The sequence below is a fragment of the Flintibacter sp. HCN-6482 genome (assembly GCF_037892565.1).
Lineage (GTDB): Bacteria > Bacillota > Clostridia > Oscillospirales > Oscillospiraceae > Lawsonibacter > Lawsonibacter aceti.
The window spans coordinates 659,118-679,491 of the sequence record NZ_JBBKBK010000001.1; the positions used below are offsets into that span (position 1 = coordinate 659,118).

Annotated in this window: 21 protein-coding genes; 2 read left to right on the plus strand and 19 right to left on the minus strand. The window is 56.4% G+C overall.

Annotated elements, in window-relative coordinates; all coding sequences use genetic code 11:
• Positions 1–5: 5 nt before the first annotated feature.
• The 9 genes from WKS99_RS03215 to rplU all read right to left on the minus strand — a co-directional run bounded on the left by WKS99_RS03215 (position 6) and on the right by rplU (position 8,392).
• Positions 6–1,088: a PdxA family dehydrogenase gene (locus tag WKS99_RS03215; protein ID WP_186852196.1), complete on the minus strand. Its 1,083-nt coding sequence runs from the start codon at positions 1,086–1,088 to the stop codon at positions 6–8.
• An 11-nt stretch (positions 1,089–1,099) separates the two neighbouring features.
• Positions 1,100–2,008, minus strand: coding sequence for a 4-hydroxy-tetrahydrodipicolinate synthase (dapA, locus tag WKS99_RS03220; RefSeq protein WP_240286824.1), 909 nt, complete (start codon positions 2,006–2,008; stop codon positions 1,100–1,102).
• Positions 2,009–2,031: 23 nt separating this feature from the next.
• Positions 2,032–3,192, minus strand: a complete 1,161-nt coding sequence (locus WKS99_RS03225; RefSeq protein ID WP_186852198.1) for an iron-containing alcohol dehydrogenase — start codon at positions 3,190–3,192, stop codon at positions 2,032–2,034.
• Positions 3,186–4,457 (minus strand): four-carbon acid sugar kinase family protein, encoded by a 1,272-nt coding sequence (locus WKS99_RS03230; RefSeq protein WP_186852199.1) that lies wholly within the window; start codon positions 4,455–4,457, stop codon positions 3,186–3,188. The genes WKS99_RS03225 and WKS99_RS03230 overlap by 7 nt, the downstream gene beginning before the upstream one ends.
• Before the next feature lie 1,149 nt (positions 4,458–5,606).
• On the minus strand, positions 5,607–6,887 hold the full coding sequence (gene obgE / locus WKS99_RS03235) for a GTPase ObgE (protein ID WP_240286818.1): 1,281 nt from the start codon (positions 6,885–6,887) through the stop codon (positions 5,607–5,609).
• Between the two features lie 24 nt (positions 6,888–6,911).
• Positions 6,912–7,334, minus strand: coding sequence for a PPC domain-containing DNA-binding protein (locus WKS99_RS03240; protein ID WP_340405312.1), 423 nt, complete (start codon positions 7,332–7,334; stop codon positions 6,912–6,914).
• A 129-nt stretch (positions 7,335–7,463) separates the two neighbouring features.
• Positions 7,464–7,748 carry a 50S ribosomal protein L27 gene (gene rpmA / locus WKS99_RS03245; RefSeq protein WP_147571021.1) on the minus strand — a complete coding sequence of 95 codons (285 nt, stop codon included), beginning with the start codon at positions 7,746–7,748 and terminating at the stop codon, positions 7,464–7,466.
• Positions 7,749–7,751: 3 nt separating this feature from the next.
• Positions 7,752–8,081, minus strand: a complete 330-nt coding sequence (locus tag WKS99_RS03250; RefSeq protein ID WP_147571022.1) for a ribosomal-processing cysteine protease Prp — start codon at positions 8,079–8,081, stop codon at positions 7,752–7,754.
• Complete coding sequence (gene rplU, locus WKS99_RS03255) at positions 8,081–8,392, minus strand: 50S ribosomal protein L21 (RefSeq protein ID WP_147571023.1); 312 nt, start codon at positions 8,390–8,392, stop codon at positions 8,081–8,083. The genes WKS99_RS03250 and rplU overlap by 1 nt, the downstream gene beginning before the upstream one ends.
• Before the next feature lie 324 nt (positions 8,393–8,716).
• On the opposite strand from rplU, the gene WKS99_RS03260 reads away from it, so the two are divergent.
• Entirely contained in the window at positions 8,717–9,076 is a 360-nt protein-coding gene (locus WKS99_RS03260; protein ID WP_147571024.1) for a hypothetical protein, read from the plus strand.
• A 47-nt stretch (positions 9,077–9,123) separates the two neighbouring features.
• On the opposite strand, the gene WKS99_RS03265 is transcribed toward WKS99_RS03260, so the two are convergent.
• The 4 genes from WKS99_RS03265 to WKS99_RS03280 form a co-directional block, all read right to left on the minus strand.
• Positions 9,124–9,750: an NUDIX hydrolase gene (locus tag WKS99_RS03265; RefSeq protein WP_186852201.1), complete on the minus strand. Its 627-nt coding sequence runs from the start codon at positions 9,748–9,750 to the stop codon at positions 9,124–9,126.
• A 7-nt stretch (positions 9,751–9,757) separates the two neighbouring features.
• A complete protein-coding gene (locus WKS99_RS03270) occupies positions 9,758–10,078 on the minus strand; it encodes a hypothetical protein (protein WP_340405313.1) in 321 nt (106 codons plus the stop codon).
• A gap of 53 nt (positions 10,079–10,131) precedes the next feature.
• Positions 10,132–11,880, minus strand: coding sequence for an arginine--tRNA ligase (gene argS, locus WKS99_RS03275; protein WP_340405314.1), 1,749 nt, complete (start codon positions 11,878–11,880; stop codon positions 10,132–10,134).
• Between the two features lie 67 nt (positions 11,881–11,947).
• Positions 11,948–12,394 (minus strand): DUF1934 domain-containing protein, encoded by a 447-nt coding sequence (locus WKS99_RS03280; protein WP_147571028.1) that lies wholly within the window; start codon positions 12,392–12,394, stop codon positions 11,948–11,950.
• 256 nt (positions 12,395–12,650) lie between these two features.
• On the opposite strand from WKS99_RS03280, the gene WKS99_RS03285 reads away from it, so the two are divergent.
• The gene (locus WKS99_RS03285) at positions 12,651–13,064 is read left to right on the plus strand and encodes a hypothetical protein (protein ID WP_147571029.1); all 414 of its coding nucleotides are present in this window, start codon (positions 12,651–12,653) and stop codon (positions 13,062–13,064) included.
• A 135-nt stretch (positions 13,065–13,199) separates the two neighbouring features.
• Here the strand turns inward: WKS99_RS03285 and WKS99_RS03290 are convergent, their stop codons facing one another.
• The 6 genes from WKS99_RS03290 to WKS99_RS03315 all read right to left on the minus strand — a co-directional run bounded on the left by WKS99_RS03290 (position 13,200) and on the right by WKS99_RS03315 (position 20,347).
• Positions 13,200–14,048: a metal ABC transporter permease gene (locus tag WKS99_RS03290; RefSeq protein ID WP_240288874.1), complete on the minus strand. Its 849-nt coding sequence runs from the start codon at positions 14,046–14,048 to the stop codon at positions 13,200–13,202.
• Complete coding sequence (locus WKS99_RS03295; protein WP_186852202.1) at positions 14,045–14,848, minus strand: metal ABC transporter ATP-binding protein; 804 nt, start codon at positions 14,846–14,848, stop codon at positions 14,045–14,047. Before WKS99_RS03295 ends, WKS99_RS03290 begins: the two co-directional genes overlap by 4 nt.
• Positions 14,845–15,786 carry a metal ABC transporter substrate-binding protein gene (locus tag WKS99_RS03300; protein WP_186852203.1) on the minus strand — a complete coding sequence of 314 codons (942 nt, stop codon included), beginning with the start codon at positions 15,784–15,786 and terminating at the stop codon, positions 14,845–14,847. The genes WKS99_RS03295 and WKS99_RS03300 overlap by 4 nt, the downstream gene beginning before the upstream one ends.
• 139 nt (positions 15,787–15,925) lie before the next feature.
• Positions 15,926–16,837, minus strand: a complete 912-nt coding sequence (locus WKS99_RS03305; RefSeq protein WP_340405315.1) for a hypothetical protein — start codon at positions 16,835–16,837, stop codon at positions 15,926–15,928.
• 107 nt (positions 16,838–16,944) lie between these two features.
• A complete protein-coding gene (locus WKS99_RS03310; RefSeq protein ID WP_186852205.1) occupies positions 16,945–17,862 on the minus strand; it encodes an NAD(P)/FAD-dependent oxidoreductase in 918 nt (305 codons plus the stop codon).
• A gap of 97 nt (positions 17,863–17,959) precedes the next feature.
• Positions 17,960–20,347, minus strand: coding sequence for a ribonucleoside triphosphate reductase (locus WKS99_RS03315; RefSeq protein WP_340405316.1), 2,388 nt, complete (start codon positions 20,345–20,347; stop codon positions 17,960–17,962).
• Positions 20,348–20,374 lie beyond the last annotated feature (27 nt).

Below are 20,374 nucleotides of genomic sequence, written 5' to 3' on the forward strand. Positions count from 1 at the left end.
CCTCCTTACCTTTTCTTATGGTTCGCCAGAGTGATTGCATAATCCATGGCGTTGACCAAGCTCAACTCATTTGCGTGTCCGTTACCTGCATGGCCAAAGCCAGTACCATGGTCCACACTGGCCCGGATAATAGGAAGTCCCAGAGTAACATTGATTCCCGCTACAGCATCCCAGTGCCTCTCAGCTTTGTTATAGACAAATCCCTTCACTTTCAGGGGGATATGGCCTTGGTCATGATACATGACTACAACAATGTCATACCAGCCGCCCAGCGCCTTGGAAAACACGGTATCAGGCGGTGTAGGTTTTTTCTCAGGAATCCAGATTCCTTCAGCCATGGCCGCGTCAACAGCGGGCTGTATCTCCTCAATCTCTTCTCGACCGAACATCCCGTTCTCCCCGCAGTGAGGATTTAAGCCTGCCACGCCGATCTTAGGCTTCTCAATTCCTAAAGCTTTACATCCCTCATTAGCAATGCGGATACATTCCAGTACCCGCTCCTTTTTCACAAGATCGCAGGCCTCTCTCAGGGAAACATGGGTCGATACATGAACCACCCGCAGGTCGTTATGGGCCAGCATCATAGTATACTTGTCAGTTTTGGTATAGTCAGCATAAATCTCAGTATGACCGGAGTAGTGATGACCGGCCATATTGATCGCTTCTTTGGCTAAAGCATTAGTAACAGTAGCATCTATCTCGCCCGCCATGGCCATTTGAATCACTTTCTCCACATACCGAAAGGATGCCTCACCACCTAACCGGCAAGCGCCTATGCCGAAAGGTTGCGGCACATCCTGGTCAGCAGTATCTGGAATTTGATCTACAGCTACTAATCCCAGGTCTAGCACGTCGATAGTTCCATATGTAAACTTGGCTTCTTCCACACACTTGACTGGGTTAAGGGTCAGCGTGGCGCCTCTTACTTTCTTGGCCACCCGAAGGGCATAGTCCATGCTGCTCATATCCCCTACAACCAGGGGCCTGCAGCGGTCATAAATGCCCTTGTTCGCCAAGGCCCGGACCGTAATCTCCGGGCCATTGCCGAAGGGATCCCCCATTGAAATACCCAAAATCGGTCTGTCCATTTTCTTCCTCCTCAGCACATGCCCTTATCCGCGTTTTCTTTCAGCACCTTTCTCAACTCCTCTACCCCCTCGTCACATAGGTAGTTGAAGGGGCGTCGACAGTCGCCCACCGGATAGCCCAGCATGGAAACAGCCTTTTTGACTACGGTGTTGGGATTTCCATATTTAAATATCGCCCGGAATGAAGCGATGGATTCCTGGGCCACTTCAGCTTCCTCCAGTTTACCGGCTTTAAACAAATCATAAATGGAGGCCAATACATGGGGATACACATTAGCACAGCCCGCAATACCACCGGCCCCTCCCGCTTTCAAGCAAGGAAGGATTAAAGAGTCGTTTCCAGACAGGACTTTAAAGCCCTTGTCCAAATCCCTGGTCAGGTTGATATATGCCTGCAAGTTGTCCCAGTCGCCGCTGGAATCCTTGGCCCCCATAATCACATCCACATCCTTCGCCAGCTTGGCAACGGTTTCCGGCAGCAACTTGTTGCCAGTACGTGCCGGGATATTGTACAGAACGATGGGAATATCCACATGCTTGGCCACCTCAGCATAGTGGTTATACAACTCCTTCTGAGAGGCCAGGGCAAAGCTCGGGGTAATAATGGACAGTACATCCGCGCCCAATTCCTGAGCCTTTTTGCTCATTCGAATCGTGTCAGCAGTGGAAATACAGCCTGTGCCGGCATAGACGGGTACCCTGCCATTTACTTGGTCAATAGTAACCTCCAGCACCTCAATCTTTTCCTTTTCACTTAGTATATAGCCCTCACCATTTGTTCCAAAGGGAAACAGGCCGTGAACGCCGCCCTCAATCATTCGTTCAATTTGCTCCCGCAGCACATCCAAGTTAACGGACTCATCCGAATTCATAGGAGTGAGGATTGGCGGGATAATGCCTTTTAACTCAATCTGCATCATTTTTGCTTCCTTCTTCCTCTAAATTAAAGTATTTCAAGATACAATGCCCTGGCATCCTCAGGAGTAACCTGTCGCATATTGTTGACCAGTAGTCTCTGGACCTGCATCCCAGCCTCTACTAAGCCGTCTAGGTCTTCCGCCGGAACGCCAAACTCTTTTAGACTGGTTGGAATGTCCAAATCCTTGACGATCTTCTCCATCCAGGCCAGCATGTACGCGCTCTTTTCTTCCACAGTCACACAGGTCTTCTCTCCATGGACACAGCGGTCATAAGCGACAGCAAATCTTTCTCGGCACTCAGGCTCATTGAATCGCATGACAGGGGCCAGCAGGATTGCGTTAGAAACGCCATGGGCAATATGGTACTTGCCGCCCAATGGATAGCTCAGTGCATGAACCGCTGTAGTACCAGAGGCCGTGATGGCTAATCCCCCATAATAAGCGGCGATCTGCATCCGGTTTTTGGCCTCCATGGCCTCCGAATCGTTACAAGCATCCATGATATTATTCAAGATTAAATCCAGACCTTCTAGGGCATACAAATCACTGAAAGGGTTCGCTTTGTTGCTAGTAAAGCACTCGATACAATGGGCTAAGGCATCTACCCCAGTAGCCGCCGCAATTTTCCTGGGCAAATTTTTGATCATTCTGGCATCCAAGATCACATAGTCTGCAATCATATTTTCGTTAACTATACCCACCTTCAAGTTCTTTTCTGGTACGGCCACGATAGCATTTGGGGTAACCTCTGCCCCCGTTCCAGCAGTCGTAGGGATAAGAATGATAGGGACACACTTCTGTGCCTGACCAGGCTTGTCCAGCAGCTCCTTTACACCATACTGGTCTGTTACTAATACGCTAGCGAGTTTTGCTGCGTCCATTACCGATCCGCCACCGCAAGCGACAATTAGGTCTGCACCGGATGCCTTGAATTGGTCAACTAACTTTTGAACTGCTTTATAGGAAGGTTCTGCGGGAAGATCATCCAGCACATAGTAGTCGGCACCAGATGCCTTCACAGCTTCCTCAGGTAAGGCGAACAAGCCGCAGCCTTCGATGCCTTTATCTGTAAACATAGCTACCCGTTTTGCTCTACAGTTTTGAATAATAGCAGTGATGTTCCCGATGGCATTCTCTCCACCATATACTGCGTGGGGCATTTTCAAATTGTATTCTTTCAGCATACTAATTCCTCCTCGCCACTGTGGGCAATTATTTTGGCTAGATCAGTCAGCAATTCCGCTGAACCAAATCCTCCGGATTTTGAAATTAGATCGATTCGTTTCCCATTGTACTCTGTTCGGGAAAGAACCACCCCAGGCACCAGTTCACACACTGGAATCAAACTGTCTTGATTAATTTCCCTCATAAATGCCAACAGTGTGTCACCACCAGTCAGCATCAGTGTCGCTTCCAAACCGCCTTCGAGCATCCGCTCTAATAGTCTTCCCATAGACTGGGCAATAGCGCTTCTTGTCGCTTCTATATTCATATCCCTAGTCAGCGCATAGCTGCGGGTCTCCTCAGCTTCCTCCGGTCCTCCACAATCGATTATAGCGGCTGTACTATGTTGGAGCTTGTTCAGCCATTGAGCAAGAACACACTCTCCATCCTCACTCTCCAACCAGGTGGGATCCAATTTCTGTTGTGGTGTCAATCGGATACGATGCATGCCATTCTTTTCCGCAGTGTCCAACTGCTCTATAGTGATGGGATTGATGCTACCACACACGGTGATGAGGCGTGGATTCATAGCGGGTCTTCTACAGTCATACTGTGTCAGATTTAGCAATTTTGGCAATACCGCGGCTAATCCGGCACAACCCGCCAGCAGTTTCAGCTGATGGCAGTCATTCAATCTTTGAGCGATTTGAAGAAGGTCCTCGTCGGTGACTGCATCATAAATCAAAATACCTTCTTTATCGGGTATGTCTTCTCCCGCAGCGACTAAATATGTTGGTATATTACTTTGCTCCCCAATTATGTTCTGGATATTTGAGTGCCTGACTGGCTCAAAAGGGTCAGAACCGAACACGCTGTCTGCCACTGGGACCTGCCCAATATAGTGGATGCCATTTACTGTTACTCGATTCATTTTAGGAAAGGCCGGAATAAAATGGAGCTGTTTACCATGGGCCGCAGCCCGCATAGCAGAAAGTTCACTGCCTATATTGCCCCTCAATGCGGAATCTATCTTTTTATAGATACAGGAGACAGAGGCCTGCTGGGCCTGACTCACGATCTTTGCCACGATCTCTCCAGCCTCTGCTGGAGGCATATGCCGAGTCTCAGCAACAATAATAAGCACTTGGACTCCCTGTTCCAGCCCAGCAAAAATATTCTGGTTTTGGGGGGTATATACTCGAACCAAGGTCCCTTTAGCCTTAAATTGTATTCCTGTGTCCAAAGCCCCAGTAAAATCATCTGCAATAACCAGTAGCTTAATCATGACATTCCCTCATTCAAACTGCTTTATTTTGGAACATCCTTAATCTTTGAAAATGAGTTTGAGAAAAGACATCCCTATATATCATTTACTTAATCAAATCCTAACTTTTGTTTCTTTTCATATCAATCCATTTGACTTGTAAAAATTGTTTATATTTGAAACGATTTCTCTAGCGTTTTATGCAAAAATATATCTCGCCGCCCTCTCATATAGGAAAGCCCTCTATCATCATTGGGCAGTATGACCATATCTAATTGCTTATGGGCATAAAAATCCCCCCGCGGATACCGTGGAGGGATCTTGGGGGCATTTTCTGTTGTCAATCTACGCTAACTCGGCTTCACTGGTATACATTTTACCATTTCACTGTTCCCTCTCCTATGGTGTAGCCGTTTTTATTCCTGGATGTAAGGTAGAAGGAAAAAGGTAGAAGAAAGAAGGCGCGTAACTTTGTCATGACCTTTGGATAATGGGAAGACAGCAATATAAATCGTTTCATACCATATCTAACATACGCAAGGGACCAAATTTCCTTCTGACACATATTCGGCAGTAATAGCAGTAAAATAGTGTATGTCTTATATAAATAGACCTACCCCCCATTTTTAAGTACAGATACTTCCTCTATCAACAAACTTATAGAAATAGATGCAGGTCCGTCCTAGTCTTTTGATAGCCCTCCTAAATTCATTACCCAACTATTCCTGTATGGACTGTTCACTCTATTTTTGCCCTCTTTGGGTAGCCAAATGTATTGCTAAACATTTGCTTAACCGTACGAATACAAATATCGGTTTTCTTGCTGGCGGCCTCGTAATCGTCTATATTGTTGCCTGTATATTTTTTTATTCTGTTAGTTGACGGCAAAGCTGGATTTTACCAATAGACTTACTACGTCTTGGTTTACACTACTTTACTGTGTGCATAAAGTTATACCGTAATATACCAAAAGCCCTTCAAAAAACAACTAGTCGGAATTTCAGGAATAACGGATCTTCTACTATTTTTTAGGAAATATAGTAACGGGCAACAAAATTTTATATAAGATTCTAAAATCAAAAGCTTTATGTAAATACAGTACGAAAAAATTTCCTCCATATACGAAAAACACCGTTCCGCAATTATGGAACGGTGTTTTTATAGATAAAATTACCTTTGGTATTCGAACTCCAGGTCGTACATGGACACGATATCCCCGTCCTTGATGCCCATCTCCTCCAGCTTGTCGAACAGACCGGACTGGCGCAGCTTCTGGTCGAACCAGTTGCGGCTCTCATAGTCGGAGAAATTGACGTTGGCGATAAGCCGCTGGAGCCAGGGGGCGTCCACCACCCAGGTGCCGTCAAACTCCTGGATATTGACCTCTCCCTCGGTATCCACCTCCGGGGGCCGCTCCACATAGGTGGGCTCGTACACCACCACGGGAGGCAACTGGGCCAGCTCCTGGGCGCATCGCTTTATCAGCTCCTGGGTGCCCTGGTGGGCGGCGGCGGACATCTCAAAGAGCTCCAGTCCCTTTCCCTCCACATGGGCCCGCAACTTGTCCAGCAGGGCGGGGTCCTCCATGATATCCACCTTGTTGGCCACCACCAGCATCTTCCGCCCAGCCAGTTCGGGGGAGTATTGGGCCAGCTCCTCATTGATGGCCTCAAAGTCGGCCACTGGGTCCCGGCCCTCGCTGCCCGACACGTCCACCACATGGACCAGCAGCCGGCAGCGGTCGATATGCCGCAGGAAATCGTGGCCCAGGCCGGCGCCCTCCGCCGCCCCTTCGATGATGCCGGGGATGTCGGCCATGACGAAGGACACCCCATCCTCCACATAGACCACCCCCAGGTTGGGAAACAGGGTGGTAAAATGGTAGTTTGCGATTTTGGGCTGGGCCCGGCTGACCACCGACAGCAGGGTGGACTTGCCCACGTTGGGGAAACCCACCAGCCCCACGTCGGCCAGCAGCTTTAGCTCCAGCACCACATCCCGGCTCTCTCCGGGCAAGCCCGCCTTTGCGAACCGGGGCACCTGCCGGGTTGGGGTGGCAAAGTGCTTGTTGCCCCAGCCGCCCCGCCCCCCTTTACACAGGATGAAGGGCCTGTCGTCGGACATGTCCCTGATGATCTCCCTGGTCTCGGCGTCCCGGATGATAGTGCCCCTGGGGACCTTGAGGACCAGGTCCTCCCCGTCCCTGCCGGTACATCGCTTGCCGCTGCCGTCGCCCCCATTTCCCGCCACATACTTCCTCTTATAGCGGAAATCCATCAGGGTGGACATATGGTCGTTGACCTCTACCACAATATTTCCGCCCCGGCCGCCGTCGCCCCCGTCGGGGCCGCCGGCCGCCACATATTTCTCCCGGTGGAAGGAGACCACACCGTTTCCCCCGTTGCCAGAGCGGACGGTGATCTTTGCGGTATCTACAAAAGGCGCTGCCATCTGGGGCACCTCCTCACTCTCAAATCAAAATTCCAGCAGGTTCAGCCCCACTGTATCGCTGAACTTCCGCCCCACCTGGCCGTCCCACACCTGGAGGAACAGCTCCAGCGTGGCGCTGATGGTGGCGGAGGACAGGTGGCCGGCATGGACCTGGTCGGTGACCGGATTGCCGATGGTAATGTGGAGGTGGAGATAGGGCTCGCCCTCCTTACGGGTGACATTCCCCACCAGAGCGGAAATTTCATAGTTCCCCTGGTATCGCTGGGAGTAGTATTTCTTCTCCACTGTGTTGAAAATACCAATGGTCACGTCGTTGGCCGCCCCAAGAGCGGATACGCTGGCCAGTTGGATACTCTCCTGCTCCACCAGCCGGGTCAGGCTGCCCACGATCTCCTCGCCGGGGTCCAGGCGAAGCACATAGCCCTGTTCAAATTTGCGGTAGTCCATATTTTATCCTCCTTCACAATATTCCCCGTTTTCTGTCCCATATCCTTGTCCAAGGCGGGGCGTCACATTCCGGGACTGGAAAAAGGCCGCAAACGGAGTCCGTTTGCGGCCTTCTGTTAAGCAACGAAATTACTGGGCGATCTCCACAATGGAAACCTGCTTGCGATCCTTGCCCAGGCGCTCAAACTTGACCCTGCCGTCCTTCAGAGCAAACAGGGTGTCGTCGCTGCCCTTACCCACATTGACGCCGGGATGGATGTGGGTGCCGCGCTGACGGACCAGGATATTGCCGGCCAGCACAAACTGTCCGTCGCCCCGCTTGACGCCCAGGCGCTTGGCCTCGGAGTCACGGCCGTTCCGGGTGGAACCAACGCCCTTTTTGTGGGCGAAAAACTGCAAACCGATATTCAGCATAACTTACACCTCCATGACGGAAATATTTTCTGGGTACTCCTCCGCCAACTGGACACAGTGGACCATCAGCGCCGCCAGAAGGGTCTGGCAGGTGCTCTCGTTGGTCTGGCCCAGAGCGCTGGGGAGCTTGAGGGAGATGGATGCGTCCTTTTGCTTCACCTTTACAGCGGCCTCCAGCCCCAGTACGTCGTTGACGGCGCACTCGGTTAGGCGCACGGCGCTGGTGATGGCGGCGCAGACGATGTCTTCTCCCTCCGGGGCATAACCGCTGTGGCCCTTCACCTCGAAGCCCACGATCCGGCTGCCCTCAGTCTGAAAGGTTACGGTGGTCATCAGGCCTTAATAGCGCCGATCTGCACCTTGGTATAGGGCTGGCGGTGGCCCTGACGCTTCCGATAACCCTTCTTGGGGGTGTACTTGAAGATACGGACCTTCTTGCCCTTGCCGTTCTTCACGACAGTGGCAGCCACAGAGGCACCCTCCACCACGGGAGCGCCGAAGGTAGCCTTGTCCCCATCCAGGATGGCCAGCACCTGGTCAAAGGTGATGGTCTGTCCGGCCTCGGCCTCCAGCTTCTCGATAAACAGGGTGTCCCCTTCGTTCACTTTGTACTGCTTGCCGCCGGTCACGATGATTGCCTGCATTTGTTTCAACTCCTTCATTACGGGCTCGCTCTCGCAGGAGGGGGCCGTTCCCCGCTTGTCACACCTGGGTCCCCTTGCGGCCGGGTCGTTCACTCCCCTGACCGGAAATCTGGTGCTTTTCCTGTTCAATGCGGCTATGATAGTTTATCAGCAGAGCAGAAGGTTGTCAATAGAAAACGGAGATTTTTTCTCCTGTTTCCACCTTTTTTGGCCTCTTTCCTCCAAAGGTGGAATATACCATCCAATTAATAAGAATCACTTGCGTTAATATTTGTTCTGTGCTATATTCTTCTCATCCAATACCATTGAGAGGAGGCGTTCCCCATGAAATTCAAGCCCGAATTGTCCACCGCCGTCCTGGAGCGGCAGCTTCTGGACCGGGAATTTTCCGCCGCTTGGGAGGCGGGGCGGGTGCGTCTGGGGGAAAGCTGTCTGTTCTTTCCCAAATTTTCCGGCACTACCTATCTCCCATACAGCCAGATCGTGAACGCCTATCTACGTCAGGAGGAGGTCAACGCCAATTTGTGCTGTGGCCGGGCCAATTTTGACCAGTTTTTCCTCATGGTCCGTGGGACCGACGGCCAGCTGCGCCGAGGGCAGGTGCTGTCCAAGGAGAAGGGGAAGGAGGCCCTGGCCCTCCTCGCTGCCGCCAATCCCGCCATTGAGATCGGCTACCACCCCTGACCAGACATAGGCAAAACGGCCCGGCCGCCTATGCGGCCAGGCCGTTTTCAGTTCCTCTCCAGGGAGCGGACCAGCGCCACCAGATGGCGGGTGATCCGGGCGGTGAGTCCCCAGATGGCCCGCCCCTTCCAGGGGTAGATGGGGACGTTCTCTCCTCCCGGCTGCCAGCGGTAGTCCCGCGGGATGCCCACCAGCTCATAGGGGAAGTTCTCCCCCGTCTGGGGAATCAGCTGATAGTCATACTCCAGGGGCTGGGTGGCCAGCAGGTGGCGGAGGGGCACCAGGAAGGTCTCCTCCACCTCCGCCGAGTTTGGGCACATTTTCTCTACCGCCCTCCTGTCCACCAGGGCCAGGACAGGGTACATGATGAAGTTGGCCCGGTGGGCGATAAAGTCCAGCCGTCCCAGCACCCGGACCGCGGATCGGGGGATGGACAGCTCCTCCTCCGTTTCTCGCAGGGCACATTCCTCCGGTGACTCTGCCCCCTCGATCCGGCCGCCGGGAAAGCACACCTCCCCCGGCTGGCGGCGGAGTGTATGGGCCCGGACCTCGTACAGCAGGGACAGGCCCTCCTCTCCCTCCACCATGGGGACCAGTACCGCATATCTCCCCGTGGCGTCCATCAGGCCGGGCTGGCGGCGGGCCAGCAGGCGAGTCAGCGCATCCAGTTCCATAGCCACCTCACACCAGGTTGTTGTACAGCAGGGCAAAGGTGAACAGCAGCCCAATGAGGGAGCCAGCCAGATAGACCCACTCTCTTGGCCAGCGCCAAAACAGGGCGGCAAAGATCTCCGTCATTGCCAGATCGAGCAGCAAGCCCTGCCCCTTGGGGACATAGTGGTGGTTCGCCGCCGTTGGGGGCCTGATGGTCACCATATCAGGCAGCAGCCCCCAGCCCACTAGAGCGCCCAGCAGGCCCAGCACCACCAGCAGGTAAGTGATCAGATTGCGGTGGCGCTGAAGGGCGTCCCTCTGGCGTGGGAACCATTCACGCTTTGCCATGGCTCATCCTCCTTTGGAAAAACACGCCCCGTCGGGGCGTGTTTTCCCGTTCTTTACATCTTTTCCGGGGCGGACACGCCCAGCAGCTTCAGGCCGTTAGCCAGAACGGCACGCACTGTGTCCGCCAGCTTCAGCCGAGCGGACAGCACAGCGGACTCCTCTCCCTTGATGCGGCAGGCATTATAAAACCGATGGAAGTCCCCAGCCAGGGCGGACAGATACCGGTTGATGCGGCTGGGGTCATAATCACGAGCCGCCAGATGGAGCTCCTCGGGGTATTGGGCCAAGGACTTTACCAGGGCCAACTCCTCTGCCGCCGCCATCAGGCTGGCGTCCACCTCCGCGGCGGCGGGTACCTTGGCTCCCTCCTCCGCCAGGCGGCTCACCAGGGAGCAGATGCGGGCGTGGGCGTACTGGACATAGTACACAGGGTTGTCGCTGTCCTGGCGAACCGCCAGGTCCAGGTCAAAGTCCACCGGGCTGGTGGCCGTCCGGGAATTGAAAAAGTACCGGGCAGCGTCCACGCTTACCTCGTCCAGCAGGTCGTGGAGGGCGATGGCCTTGCCCGACCGCTTGGACATTCGGACAGGCTTGCCGTCCTGCATCAGGTTGACCAGCTGCATCAGCACAATGACCAGCCGGTGGGAGCCGTCCAGCCCCAGCGCGTCCAGGGCAGCCTGGAGTCGGGCCACATGGCCGTGGTGGTCGGCGCCCCAGATGTTGATGGCCAGATCAAAGCCTCGCACCTCCAGCTTGTTCCGGTGGTATGCGATGTCAGCGGCAAAGTAGGTGTAGAAGCCGTTGGCCCGGCGGAGCACATCATCCTTCAGATCCAGCTTGTCCACCTGCTCCCGGCTCTTGCCCTCCCGCATGAATTTCTCCTTGAGCAACTGAGTGGTGTTCAGCCATAGGGCCCCGTCCTTCTCATAGGTCCAGCCCTTTTCGGTGAGCATCTGTACCGTTTTTTCCACATAGCCGCTGTTGTGCAGCTCAGACTCGAAAAACCACTGGTCATAGACGATGCCGTATTTCTTCAGGTCCTCCCGCATCTTGGGGATGTTGACTGACAGGCCGTATTCGGCCAGCTTGTCCAGCCGCTCCTCCTCGGGCAGATTCCCCCAGCTTTCCCCGTGGGCCTCATAGATGGCCTTGGCCAGCTCCCGGATGTCATCCCCGTGGTATCCCTCCTCGGGGAAAGGGAAATTGTCCTCCCCCAGAAGAAGCTGCATATACCGGGCGTTGATGGACACGGCGAACTTGTGGATCTGGTTTCCGGCGTCGTTGACGTAGAACTCCTTCCAAGTGTCCCAGCCGTCCCGGGCCAGCACATTGGCCAGGGTGTCCCCCAGCACGCCCCCCCGGGCGTTGCCCATGTGCATGGGGCCAGTGGGGTTGGCGGAGACGAACTCCACCATGACCCGCTTGCCCCGGCCCTCCTCGCCGGAGCCGTAGCGGTCCCCCTCAGTCTCCACGGCGGACAGCACCTCGCCGTACCACTTGGGGCCCAGAGTGAAGTTCAAAAAGCCGGGGCCGGCGATCTCCACCTTCTGGAAGTAGCTCCCCTCCAGTTCCAGGTGGTCCACGATAATCTGGGCGATTTGCCGGGGGGCCATATGGAGGGCCTTGGCACCGGCCATAGCGAAGGAGGAGGCGTAGTCCCCATGGGAGGTGTCCTTGGGGATCTCCACTGTGGCCCTCACCTCGGCTCCAGCGGGGAGTAAGCCCTCGGCGGCGGCCTTCTCATAGGCCGCCTGGGTCAGTTTGGCCACCTGTGCCTTGGCGCCTTGGATCATATTTGTCATAGCGATCACATCCTCATTTCTCACGCGGACTTTCTCTCCATCGCCCGTCCCGCGTCTGTATATTTCTCTACTGCTTCAGGCTCCCGGAACCCTCCGCCTCCTTAAATTGGATACAAAAAATATTCCTGCTGGCTACCGCGTGGTCCACCTCGATACAGTAGTCGATCTCGATGTTCCCGCCGTGGTCGTCCAGCTCGGCCAGCAGGTGCCGGGTATTCACCCCGATGGCCATTGCGCCATAAGGTGTATTGTACATGGAGAGGTGGCGCCGCCCCTCCCGGAACACCATCTGGGTATTGAACTCGCCCACCCGCATCAGGGTGACCTGCTCCCCCTCCACCTGGATGGTGGTCATCGTCCCCTCCAGGCCGGTGAGCTCACTCTCCTGATAGGAGAGGGTGTAGCCAGCCTCGTCCTGGGCCAGCCGCCCGGCGGTGACCAACTCGACAGCGCCGGGCTCCCCTCCGTCGTATTTCTGCGTCCCTTTGATGGAGATGATGACATCCTTTTCCATGAGTCCCTCCAGGGTATTCATTCTCGCGCCGCGGAGGCGGACCGCCACCGGGCAGGGGGTATTATACCCTTCCCCGCCCTGGTTGTAAAGGGCAGAGGGGGCGAAGCTAGGTATTTTTTATTTTATGTTATCTTCTCTGGAAAGACAAGGGGAAATTTCCATGGAAAATACCCGTTTTTTCTCCGTTCCCCTATTTGACAATCCCTCAGACTTGATTATAATATAGATACCCATTCCAAGGAAGGAGGTCCTGACGATGAACTTGGAATTGAGTAAGAAGCAATTTCGCCGTCTGCTGGACCTGGTATACATCGGCAACTGGATCCTGAACTCCACCCGTGGAGACCAGCGTTTCGCCGACTATGACCAGGTGGAGAGCCTGCTGTTCGGCCGGGCCGCTTTAGAGGGGATGCCTGATCTGGCCGAGCTGTACCAGGGGGAGGTTGTTCCCTCCAGGGCCTTTGTGGAGGGAGGCATCCACGAGGCCATCATTGAATATGAAAACAACGTCTTTTTTGATATTCTGGCCGAGGACCTGGCCCGCCGGGACATGGATGACGCCCCCATCGATGAGAGCAACTACGCCGAACTGACCAGCCGCATCGACGCCTATATCGCCGAATTTGAGGAACACGGCACAGACAACATTTTAGTGGATATTGATAGCTGATCCGCCCTTTTGATTCAACTAGACCGTAAGGTATGGATATACTGGCCAAATCAACGGCCATTTCACCTGAGAAGTATTTCCTTTTTTCAAGAAAAGCAGGCGCGCCCCCAGTTATCTGCTGGGGGCGCGCCTATTTTATCCCTTTTTCCGGAGCAAAAACGACAGCGCAAACCACACCGCCAGATAGAGAGTGATAGACGCTCCAGCGGAGGGACCCAGATGATAGGAAGTCATCAGGCCGGCCACGCCGGCCAGCACCGCTCCCAGCAGAGAAAACAGATGGTACTGCCTCATGTTCCGGGCCAGGTTCCGGGCCGCCGCCGCGGGCAGCACCAGCAGAGAATTGATGACCAGCAGGCCCACCCAGGTCATGGACAGGGTGACCACCACGGCGATGGCTACGGAAAACACCGTCTCCTGCCAGAACACCTGAATCCCCCGGCTGTCTGCCAGGGCCGGGTGAACAGCGGACAGCATCAGCTTGTTGAAGGACAGCAGCCACAGTGCCAGCACCAGCAGCAGAATACCCGCCAGAACCCCGATCATGGCCGGCTCCACCGACAGGATGTCGCCGATAAGCAGGCTGTTGAACTTGGTGAAGGACCGGCCGTTCATTGTGGACAGGAAGATACCCAGCGCCACGGCGGTGGAAGAGAACACCCCGATGACCGTATCGCTGGCCAGAGCGGACCGGCGGCGGACCAGGTTGAACAGCAGGGCGAAAACCACCGCAAAGATCACCGCCGCCAGCGTGGGGCGGTCGAAGCCACAAATGGCTCCGATGGCCATGCCGGTGAAGGCGGAATGGCCCAGGGCGTCGGAGAAAAAGGACATCCGGCTGTGGACCACCATAGTGGACAGGATACCGAACAGGGGCGTGATGACCAGCACGGCCAGCAGGGCGTGCTTCATAAAGTACATCTGCCCAGGCTGGGCCCAGTCAAAGGGCAGGACCGACAGGAGAGAATACCAAAGCTCCATCAGCGCTCTCCCCCTCTCCCCATCCGCAGATGGAAGGTGTCATAGAATTCCGGAGAGGACAGCACCTCGTCCGGCGGACCCGCCCGCAGCATTCTCTTATTCAGCAAAATGACCTTGTCCGCGAACTGGCCCAGGGTGGCGAAGTCATGGGTGGACAGGAAGATGGACAAATCATATTGGGTTCTTAGCTCATCCAGCATCTCCAGCAATTGGTGCTCCCCCTCAATATCCACGCCGGACAGGGGCTCGTCCAGAATCAGAATGTGAGGCACTGGCTCCAGGGCCAGGGCCAGCAGCACCCGCTGGAGCTGGCCACCGGACAGAGCCCCCATGGGCCGGTCCAGTAAGTCCTCCCCATGGACACGGGCCAAGATGGCCGCCGCCCGGTCCCGGTATTCCCGCGGGATAGGGAGAAAAACCGGCCACTTAGAGGTTGCGGCGGTAAAGAAGTCTAAAACTGACACCGGGTCCCCCCGGTCAAAGCTGGGAGACTGGGGCACATAGCCCACCAGTGGCCGGGTGCCCCCAGCCGCCGCTCCGTCGGCCAGCCGGATGGCGGGGCCGCCCGCCGGGGAGAAGGTAATACTCCCTTTATAGGGGGTCTGCCCTAAAATGCTTCGAAAAAGGGTGGATTTGCCAGCGCCATTTGGTCCGATCAAAGCCACGATCTCCCCACAGTGGAGGTGGAAGGACACATCCTCCAGGATCTGGTCCCCCTCCATGCTGACGGACAGGCCCTCCAGTTTCAGGCAGCAGGAGTCGGCGCAGCCACCGGATAATTTTCCATGCTTGAACTTTCTCATCCCAGAGCCTCCCTCACCGTCTCTAGATCTCCCTTCAGCCGGGAGATGTATTGCTCCATGATCTTCTCCAGTCCCCAGTCCTGGGGCACGTCGTCACCGCTCATCAGCATATCCAGCATCCAGACCTGACAGCCCGTCTCCCGTCCGATAGCGTTGGCGGTGGCGTCAGAGCCATTGACCTCGGTAAAGATTGCCGGAATATCATGCTCCCGCACCAGCTGGGAGATCTCCACAATCTCCTTGGCGGAGGCCTCGCTGCCCGCCTCCTCCTCGATGGCAGCCAGCAGCTCCAGATCAAAGGCCCTGGCAAAATATTGGAACCCGTCGTGGAAGGTAATCAGTTCCCGGTGGGTCAACCCACCACCGTCCCGCCCCTGGTATGTATCCAGCAACTCTCTCTCCACCAAGTCAGCGGCCAGCCCAGTATTGGTCCGGAGCAGAGGCTCCCACTCCGGCATAATTTGAACAAGTCCCTCCACTAGATTGTCCAACATGGTGGGCACGCTGGCAGGGTCCATCCAGTAGTGGGGGTCATAATGGCCGTGATCATGGTCCTCGTCCCCCTCCTTGTGGTCGTGGGAGAGATTTTCCAGCAGCTCTGCTCCAGCGGAGCAGTCCACCACCTCCGCGTCCGAGGTGGCTAGGGCATCGGACAAAAAGTCCTCCAGCCCCGCCCCGTTCAGGGCAATCAGGTCGGCTCTCTCCAGCTTTTTCATGTCCGCCATGGACAGGGTGTAATCGTGGAGGCAGCTGGCGCTTCCTGTGTCCAGCCGCTCTACCACTACCCCCTCCGTCCCATCGGTCACCGCCCGCGCAAACAGATAGATGGGATATGTGGTGGCCACCACAGTCACTCTTTCCTTTTCTTCCTGGGCCGCACATCCAACTGCGGGCAGGAGCAAGGCCAGCAGCAGGAAAGCTAAAATAATCTTTTTCATGGAAACCTCTTTTGAAAAAATTGAATCCCCAAGCCGCGCCTGCGGCGCATAGGGTATCCGGAACTGATTTAGTATATCGCAGTTTCCTCTGTTTGTAAAGGAAGGCTGTCCGCCAGTAAGCGGACAGCCTTCCTTTTCATTAAAATATTCCGGGGACGAACAGGGCCAGCACCCAACCCGAGGCCAGCGACAGGCCGTTGGCAGCCAGCGCATAGGCGGCGAGTTGTTTCCCCCGCCCCTTCCCACCGGGCATGAGGCCGAGATAGGCCCCTCCTTCTGCCAGCACCACCCCCAGCTCCATCAACAGATAGGGCAAGAACAGGAACATGGTGCCATTCTTATAGGCGTACCAGTTTAGTCCCAGGTTCAGCGCGCCCTGGGTAAGCAGGTTGACAACCAGAATCAGCGCCATCTGCCCCCTGCTCCGCAGATGGAACAGCCAGGCCACCCCCAACTCCGCCCCAACCGTCAGCACCACCCGGACGGCCAAGGAAACCAGCTCCTTGGTGTAGTCATAGCTCCGAGCCGCCGTTTGGAGCCGGACCGCCCCGCCAGGCTCCAACTCCGCCCCGGACAGATCCAGATGGTAGTAGCTGTCAAAGGCGTACTGCTCGCAGGTCTGGCTAAGAACGACGGCATTCTCCCCCGGAAACCACAGCGCTATCTGGAACTGATCCGGCGGGTAGTAGGTCCAGGCAAACGCTCCATCGGAGGCGTCCCACACCTCCTGAAGGAAAAACCAGTCCCTCCTCTCCTCCTCATACTCGGCGAAGGCAGCCCATGCGGGATACTCCGGATCAAGCTGGGTATACCGTGGCAAGATATGCTGGTTTTTTACCCACTGCCCCCTCTCACTTTCCCGCCACAGAGAGCTGTGTGGGCCGGTGGAGGAACGGGCAGACAGCAGGGTGGCCCAACAAGCCCGCCCCTCCAGTCCCTCGATCGTTACATTCACTGACGGCTTGGGCCCCGTGTCCCCGTAGACGGGCAGAGCCATGGCGGACAACAGCAGAAGCAGGCAGGCCAATCTGATCAGCGTCTTTTTTCTCATGTCATTTCCCTCCCAATCATCCATGTCCCCGCCACTCCCGGCGGTACATTTCTACTGGTATAGACGGAAAAACACGCTTCTCATGACAGGTCCGGGGCCATCCTCATTTAATTCTTGCGCTGGTCCACATAGCGGCAGGCAGCCAGACCAGCCACAGCCCCGTCGCCCACGGCAGTAGTCAGCTGGCGGACCTCCTTCGCCCGACAGTCACCGGCGGCGAAAACCCCAGGCAGGCTTGTAGCGCAGTCCTCATGGACCACAAAATAGCCTCTGTCGTCCGTCATGACCAGGTTGGCAAATATCTCGTTCCGGGGCTCCTGACCCACGGCCACAAAAAGGCCGTCAACCTTCAGCTCCTCCTCTGTCCCCCTCTTCCGGTCAGCCAGCCGCAGGCCGGTCAGCTCCCCGTTGGCTTGTAACAGGCTGGTCACCTGGCTGGACAGGCGGAAGTCCACATTGTCACGGCCGCGGAGCTGGTCCACCAGCCGCTGTTCCCCCCGGAACAGGTCCCTTCGGTGGATGACCGTCACTTGGGCGCACCGCTGGGACAGAAAGAGGGCCTCCTGGAGGGCCGCGTCACCGCCGCCCACCACCGCCACCGGACGCCCCTGGTAAAAGGCCCCGTCACACACCGCGCAGTAAGACAGGCCAGCTCCCACCAGGTCGGCCTCCCCGGCCAGTCCCAGCTTCCGGTGGCTCACCCCAGTGGCCAGCACCAGGGCCAGGCACTCCTCCGTTCCTCCGTCCGTTGTCAGCTCAATAACCTCTCCTCTGGTGCGCATGGCGGACACGCCCTCCATCCGCAGCTGCGCCCCCTGCTCCCGGACCTGCCGGGCCAGTTGGTCGGCAAAGTCGCCGCCCCTCATGCCGGGCAGTCCCGGATAGTTCTCCACCAGGGGGGCATAGGCGATCTGACCGCCCAAAGTCTCCTGCTCCAGGACCAGGACCGACTTGCCCGCCCGGGCAGCATACAGGGCGGCAGTCAGACCGGCGGGCCCGCCGCCCACAACGATAATATCATACATATCAAAGCACCTCTTCCTGTCAGGTCGTGGAAGGAAAAACAGCCCCGGAATCCGGGGCTGTTTTTATGATACACGAGTTTGTCCTCCAGCGCAAGGGTCATCCTACACTGGCGGGCCGATTCTCCTGGATAAACTGGCGGATGGGCCCCAGGCCAACCACCTTGGCCGGGCCGTCCTGTCCCTCAAAGACTAGGGTTGGGGCCTGGCGGACGCTGTATCGAGTGGTCAGGTCGGGATTTTCCTCTGCCAGCACCTTCCGGTAGGGGATGCCCGCCTTCTGTAACTGTTCCTCCGCCTGGCGGCAGTTGGGGCAGGTCCGTGTGGCGAAGAGCATCAGTTCCTCCGCGGGAACAGGCCGGGCCGCATGGTCCTCCACCGTCACCTGGCTGCCGGCGATGCCCGCCCGGCGCAGAGAGGAGCGGCTAATGTCGTACACCTTTCGGTCCTTGAACTCCTGACTCTTGCCGTCGTTCCAGTTCTTCACCGGGCGGTAGTAGCCAGTAATACGGCTGTACACCTCGGCCTCCTTGCCACAGTGGGGACAGACGTGCTGCTCCCCTGCCAGATAGCCGTGGTCGGCGCAGACCGAGTAGGTGGGGGACATGGTGTAATAGGGCAGCTTATAATTCTCCGCAATCTTCCGCACCAGGGCGGCAGCCGCCTTCCAGTCGGGCAGCTTCTCCCCCAGGAAGGCGTGGAACACAGTACCTGAGGTATAGAGGGTCTGGAGCTCGTCCTGGACATCCAGGGCGGAGAAGATATCCTCGGTGTAGCCCACGGGCAGATGGGAGGAGTTGGTGTAGTAGGGGGTCCCGTTCTCATTGGCGGTGATGATGTCGGGGAACTGGGCCTTGTCGTGCTTGGCGAAGCGGTAGGTGGTGGACTCGGCGGGGGTGGCCTCCAGGTTATAGAGGTCGCCGTACTTCTCCTGATAGTCGCTTAAACGCTCCCTCATATGGTTGAGCACGTCCTTGGCAAAGGCCTGGGTCTCCTGGTGGGTCAGGTCAGCCTGGAGCCACTTGGCGTTGAGCCCCACCTCGTTCATGCCAATCAGGCCAATGGTGGAGAAATGGTTATCAAAGCTCCCAAGATAACGCTTTGTATAGGGATACAGCCCCGCATCCAGCAGCTTAGTGATAACGGTGCGCTTGGTCTTCAGCGATCTGGCCGCCACGTCCATCAGGTGGTCCAGTCGCTTGTAGAAATCCTCTTCACTCTCCGCCAGATAGGCGATGCGGGGCAGGTTGATGGTGACCACGCCCACAGAGCCGGTGGACTCGCCGGAGCCGAAGAAGCCGCCGGACTTTTTCCGCAGCTCCCGCAGGTCCAGCCGCAGGCGGCAGCACATGGAGCGCACGTCGGAGGGCTCCATATCGGAGTTGATGTAATTGGAGAAATAGGGGGTGCCGTACTTGGCGGTCATCTCAAAGAGAAGCTTGTTGTTCTCCGTTTCGCTCCAGTCAAAGTCACGGGTGATGGAGTAGGTGGGGATGGGATACTGGAAGCCCCGGCCATTGGCGTCCCCTTCGATCATGATCTCGATGAAGGCCTTGTTGACCATATTCATCTCTTTTTTACAGTCGCCGTAAGTAAAGTCCATCTCCTTCCCACCCACGATGGCGGGCAGGTTCTCCAGGTCCTTGGGCACCGTCCAGTCCAGGGTGATGTTGGAGAAGGGGGCCTGAGTCCCCCAGCGGGATGGGGTGTTCACGCCGTAGACAAAGGACTGGATGCACTGCTTGACCTCCTTCTGGGTCAGGTTGTCCACCTTGACAAAGGGGGCCAGATAGGTGTCGAAGGAGGAAAATGCCTGGGCCCCAGCCCACTCATTCTGCATGATGCCCAGGAAGTTGACCATCTGGTTGCACAGGGTAGACAGGTGGCTAGCGGGGGAGGAGGTGATCTTACCCGGAATACCGCCCAGCCCCTCCTGGATGAGCTGCTTCAGAGACCAACCGGCGCAGTAGCCGGTGAGCATGGACAGGTCGTGGATGTGGATCTCGGCGTTCCGGTGGGCGTCAGCGATCTCCTGGTCATAGATCTCACTGAGCCAGTAGTTTGCCGTAATAGCCCCGGAGTTGGACAGAATCAGACCGCCCACGGAGTAGGTGACGGTGGAATTCTCCTTCACCCGCCAGTCGTTGATCTGCAGATAGTCGTCCACCAGGTCCTTGTAGTTCAGCAGGGCGGAGTTGACATTGCGCACCTTCTCCCGCTGCTTGCGGTACAGAATATAGGCCTTGGCCACATCGGCGTAGCCCGCCTCAGACAGCACCCGCTCCACACTGTCCTGGATATCCTCTACGGCGATCCGGCCGTCCTTGATCTTGGGCTCAAAATCGGCGGTGACCCGCAGGGCCAGCATATCGATCACACTGGGGTGATACTGCTTCTCCATGGCCTCAAAGGCTTTGGTAATGGCGGCGGATATCTTGTTGAGCTCAAAGCTGGCGGCGGTGCCGTCCCGTTTTGTCACCTGGTACATCAGAAGTCCCTCCACATTTCTTTCTAT

What these genes read in the sequence shown, in the direction of transcription:
- WKS99_RS03305 (WP_340405315.1), bottom strand. Translation starts at nt 16,837, where the DNA reads ATGAGAAAAAAGACGCTGATCAGATTGGCCTGCCTGCTTCTGCTGTTG.
- WKS99_RS03280 (WP_147571028.1), bottom strand. Translation starts at nt 12,394, where the DNA reads ATGGAAAAGGATGTCATCATCTCCATCAAAGGGACGCAGAAATACGAC.
- WKS99_RS03285 (WP_147571029.1), top strand. Translation starts at nt 12,651, where the DNA reads ATGAACTTGGAATTGAGTAAGAAGCAATTTCGCCGTCTGCTGGACCTG.
- rplU (WP_147571023.1), bottom strand. Translation starts at nt 8,392, where the DNA reads ATGCAGGCAATCATCGTGACCGGCGGCAAGCAGTACAAAGTGAACGAA.
- WKS99_RS03240 (WP_340405312.1), bottom strand. Translation starts at nt 7,334, where the DNA reads ATGGACTACCGCAAATTTGAACAGGGCTATGTGCTTCGCCTGGACCCC.
- WKS99_RS03310 (WP_186852205.1), bottom strand. Translation starts at nt 17,862, where the DNA reads ATGTATGATATTATCGTTGTGGGCGGCGGGCCCGCCGGTCTGACTGCC.
- WKS99_RS03225 (WP_186852198.1), bottom strand. Translation starts at nt 3,192, where the DNA reads ATGCTGAAAGAATACAATTTGAAAATGCCCCACGCAGTATATGGTGGA.
- argS (WP_340405314.1), bottom strand. Translation starts at nt 11,880, where the DNA reads ATGACAAATATGATCCAAGGCGCCAAGGCACAGGTGGCCAAACTGACC.
- rpmA (WP_147571021.1), bottom strand. Translation starts at nt 7,748, where the DNA reads ATGCTGAATATCGGTTTGCAGTTTTTCGCCCACAAAAAGGGCGTTGGT.
- WKS99_RS03315 (WP_340405316.1), bottom strand. Translation starts at nt 20,347, where the DNA reads ATGTACCAGGTGACAAAACGGGACGGCACCGCCGCCAGCTTTGAGCTC.
- WKS99_RS03250 (WP_147571022.1), bottom strand. Translation starts at nt 8,081, where the DNA reads ATGACCACCGTAACCTTTCAGACTGAGGGCAGCCGGATCGTGGGCTTC.
- WKS99_RS03270 (WP_340405313.1), bottom strand. Translation starts at nt 10,078, where the DNA reads ATGGCAAAGCGTGAATGGTTCCCACGCCAGAGGGACGCCCTTCAGCGC.
- WKS99_RS03215 (WP_186852196.1), bottom strand. Translation starts at nt 1,088, where the DNA reads ATGGACAGACCGATTTTGGGTATTTCAATGGGGGATCCCTTCGGCAAT.
- WKS99_RS03295 (WP_186852202.1), bottom strand. Translation starts at nt 14,848, where the DNA reads ATGAGAAAGTTCAAGCATGGAAAATTATCCGGTGGCTGCGCCGACTCC.
- WKS99_RS03260 (WP_147571024.1), top strand. Translation starts at nt 8,717, where the DNA reads ATGAAATTCAAGCCCGAATTGTCCACCGCCGTCCTGGAGCGGCAGCTT.
- WKS99_RS03230 (WP_186852199.1), bottom strand. Translation starts at nt 4,457, where the DNA reads ATGATTAAGCTACTGGTTATTGCAGATGATTTTACTGGGGCTTTGGAC.
- WKS99_RS03265 (WP_186852201.1), bottom strand. Translation starts at nt 9,750, where the DNA reads ATGGAACTGGATGCGCTGACTCGCCTGCTGGCCCGCCGCCAGCCCGGC.
- obgE (WP_240286818.1), bottom strand. Translation starts at nt 6,887, where the DNA reads ATGGCAGCGCCTTTTGTAGATACCGCAAAGATCACCGTCCGCTCTGGC.
- WKS99_RS03300 (WP_186852203.1), bottom strand. Translation starts at nt 15,786, where the DNA reads ATGAAAAAGATTATTTTAGCTTTCCTGCTGCTGGCCTTGCTCCTGCCC.
- dapA (WP_240286824.1), bottom strand. Translation starts at nt 2,008, where the DNA reads ATGATGCAGATTGAGTTAAAAGGCATTATCCCGCCAATCCTCACTCCT.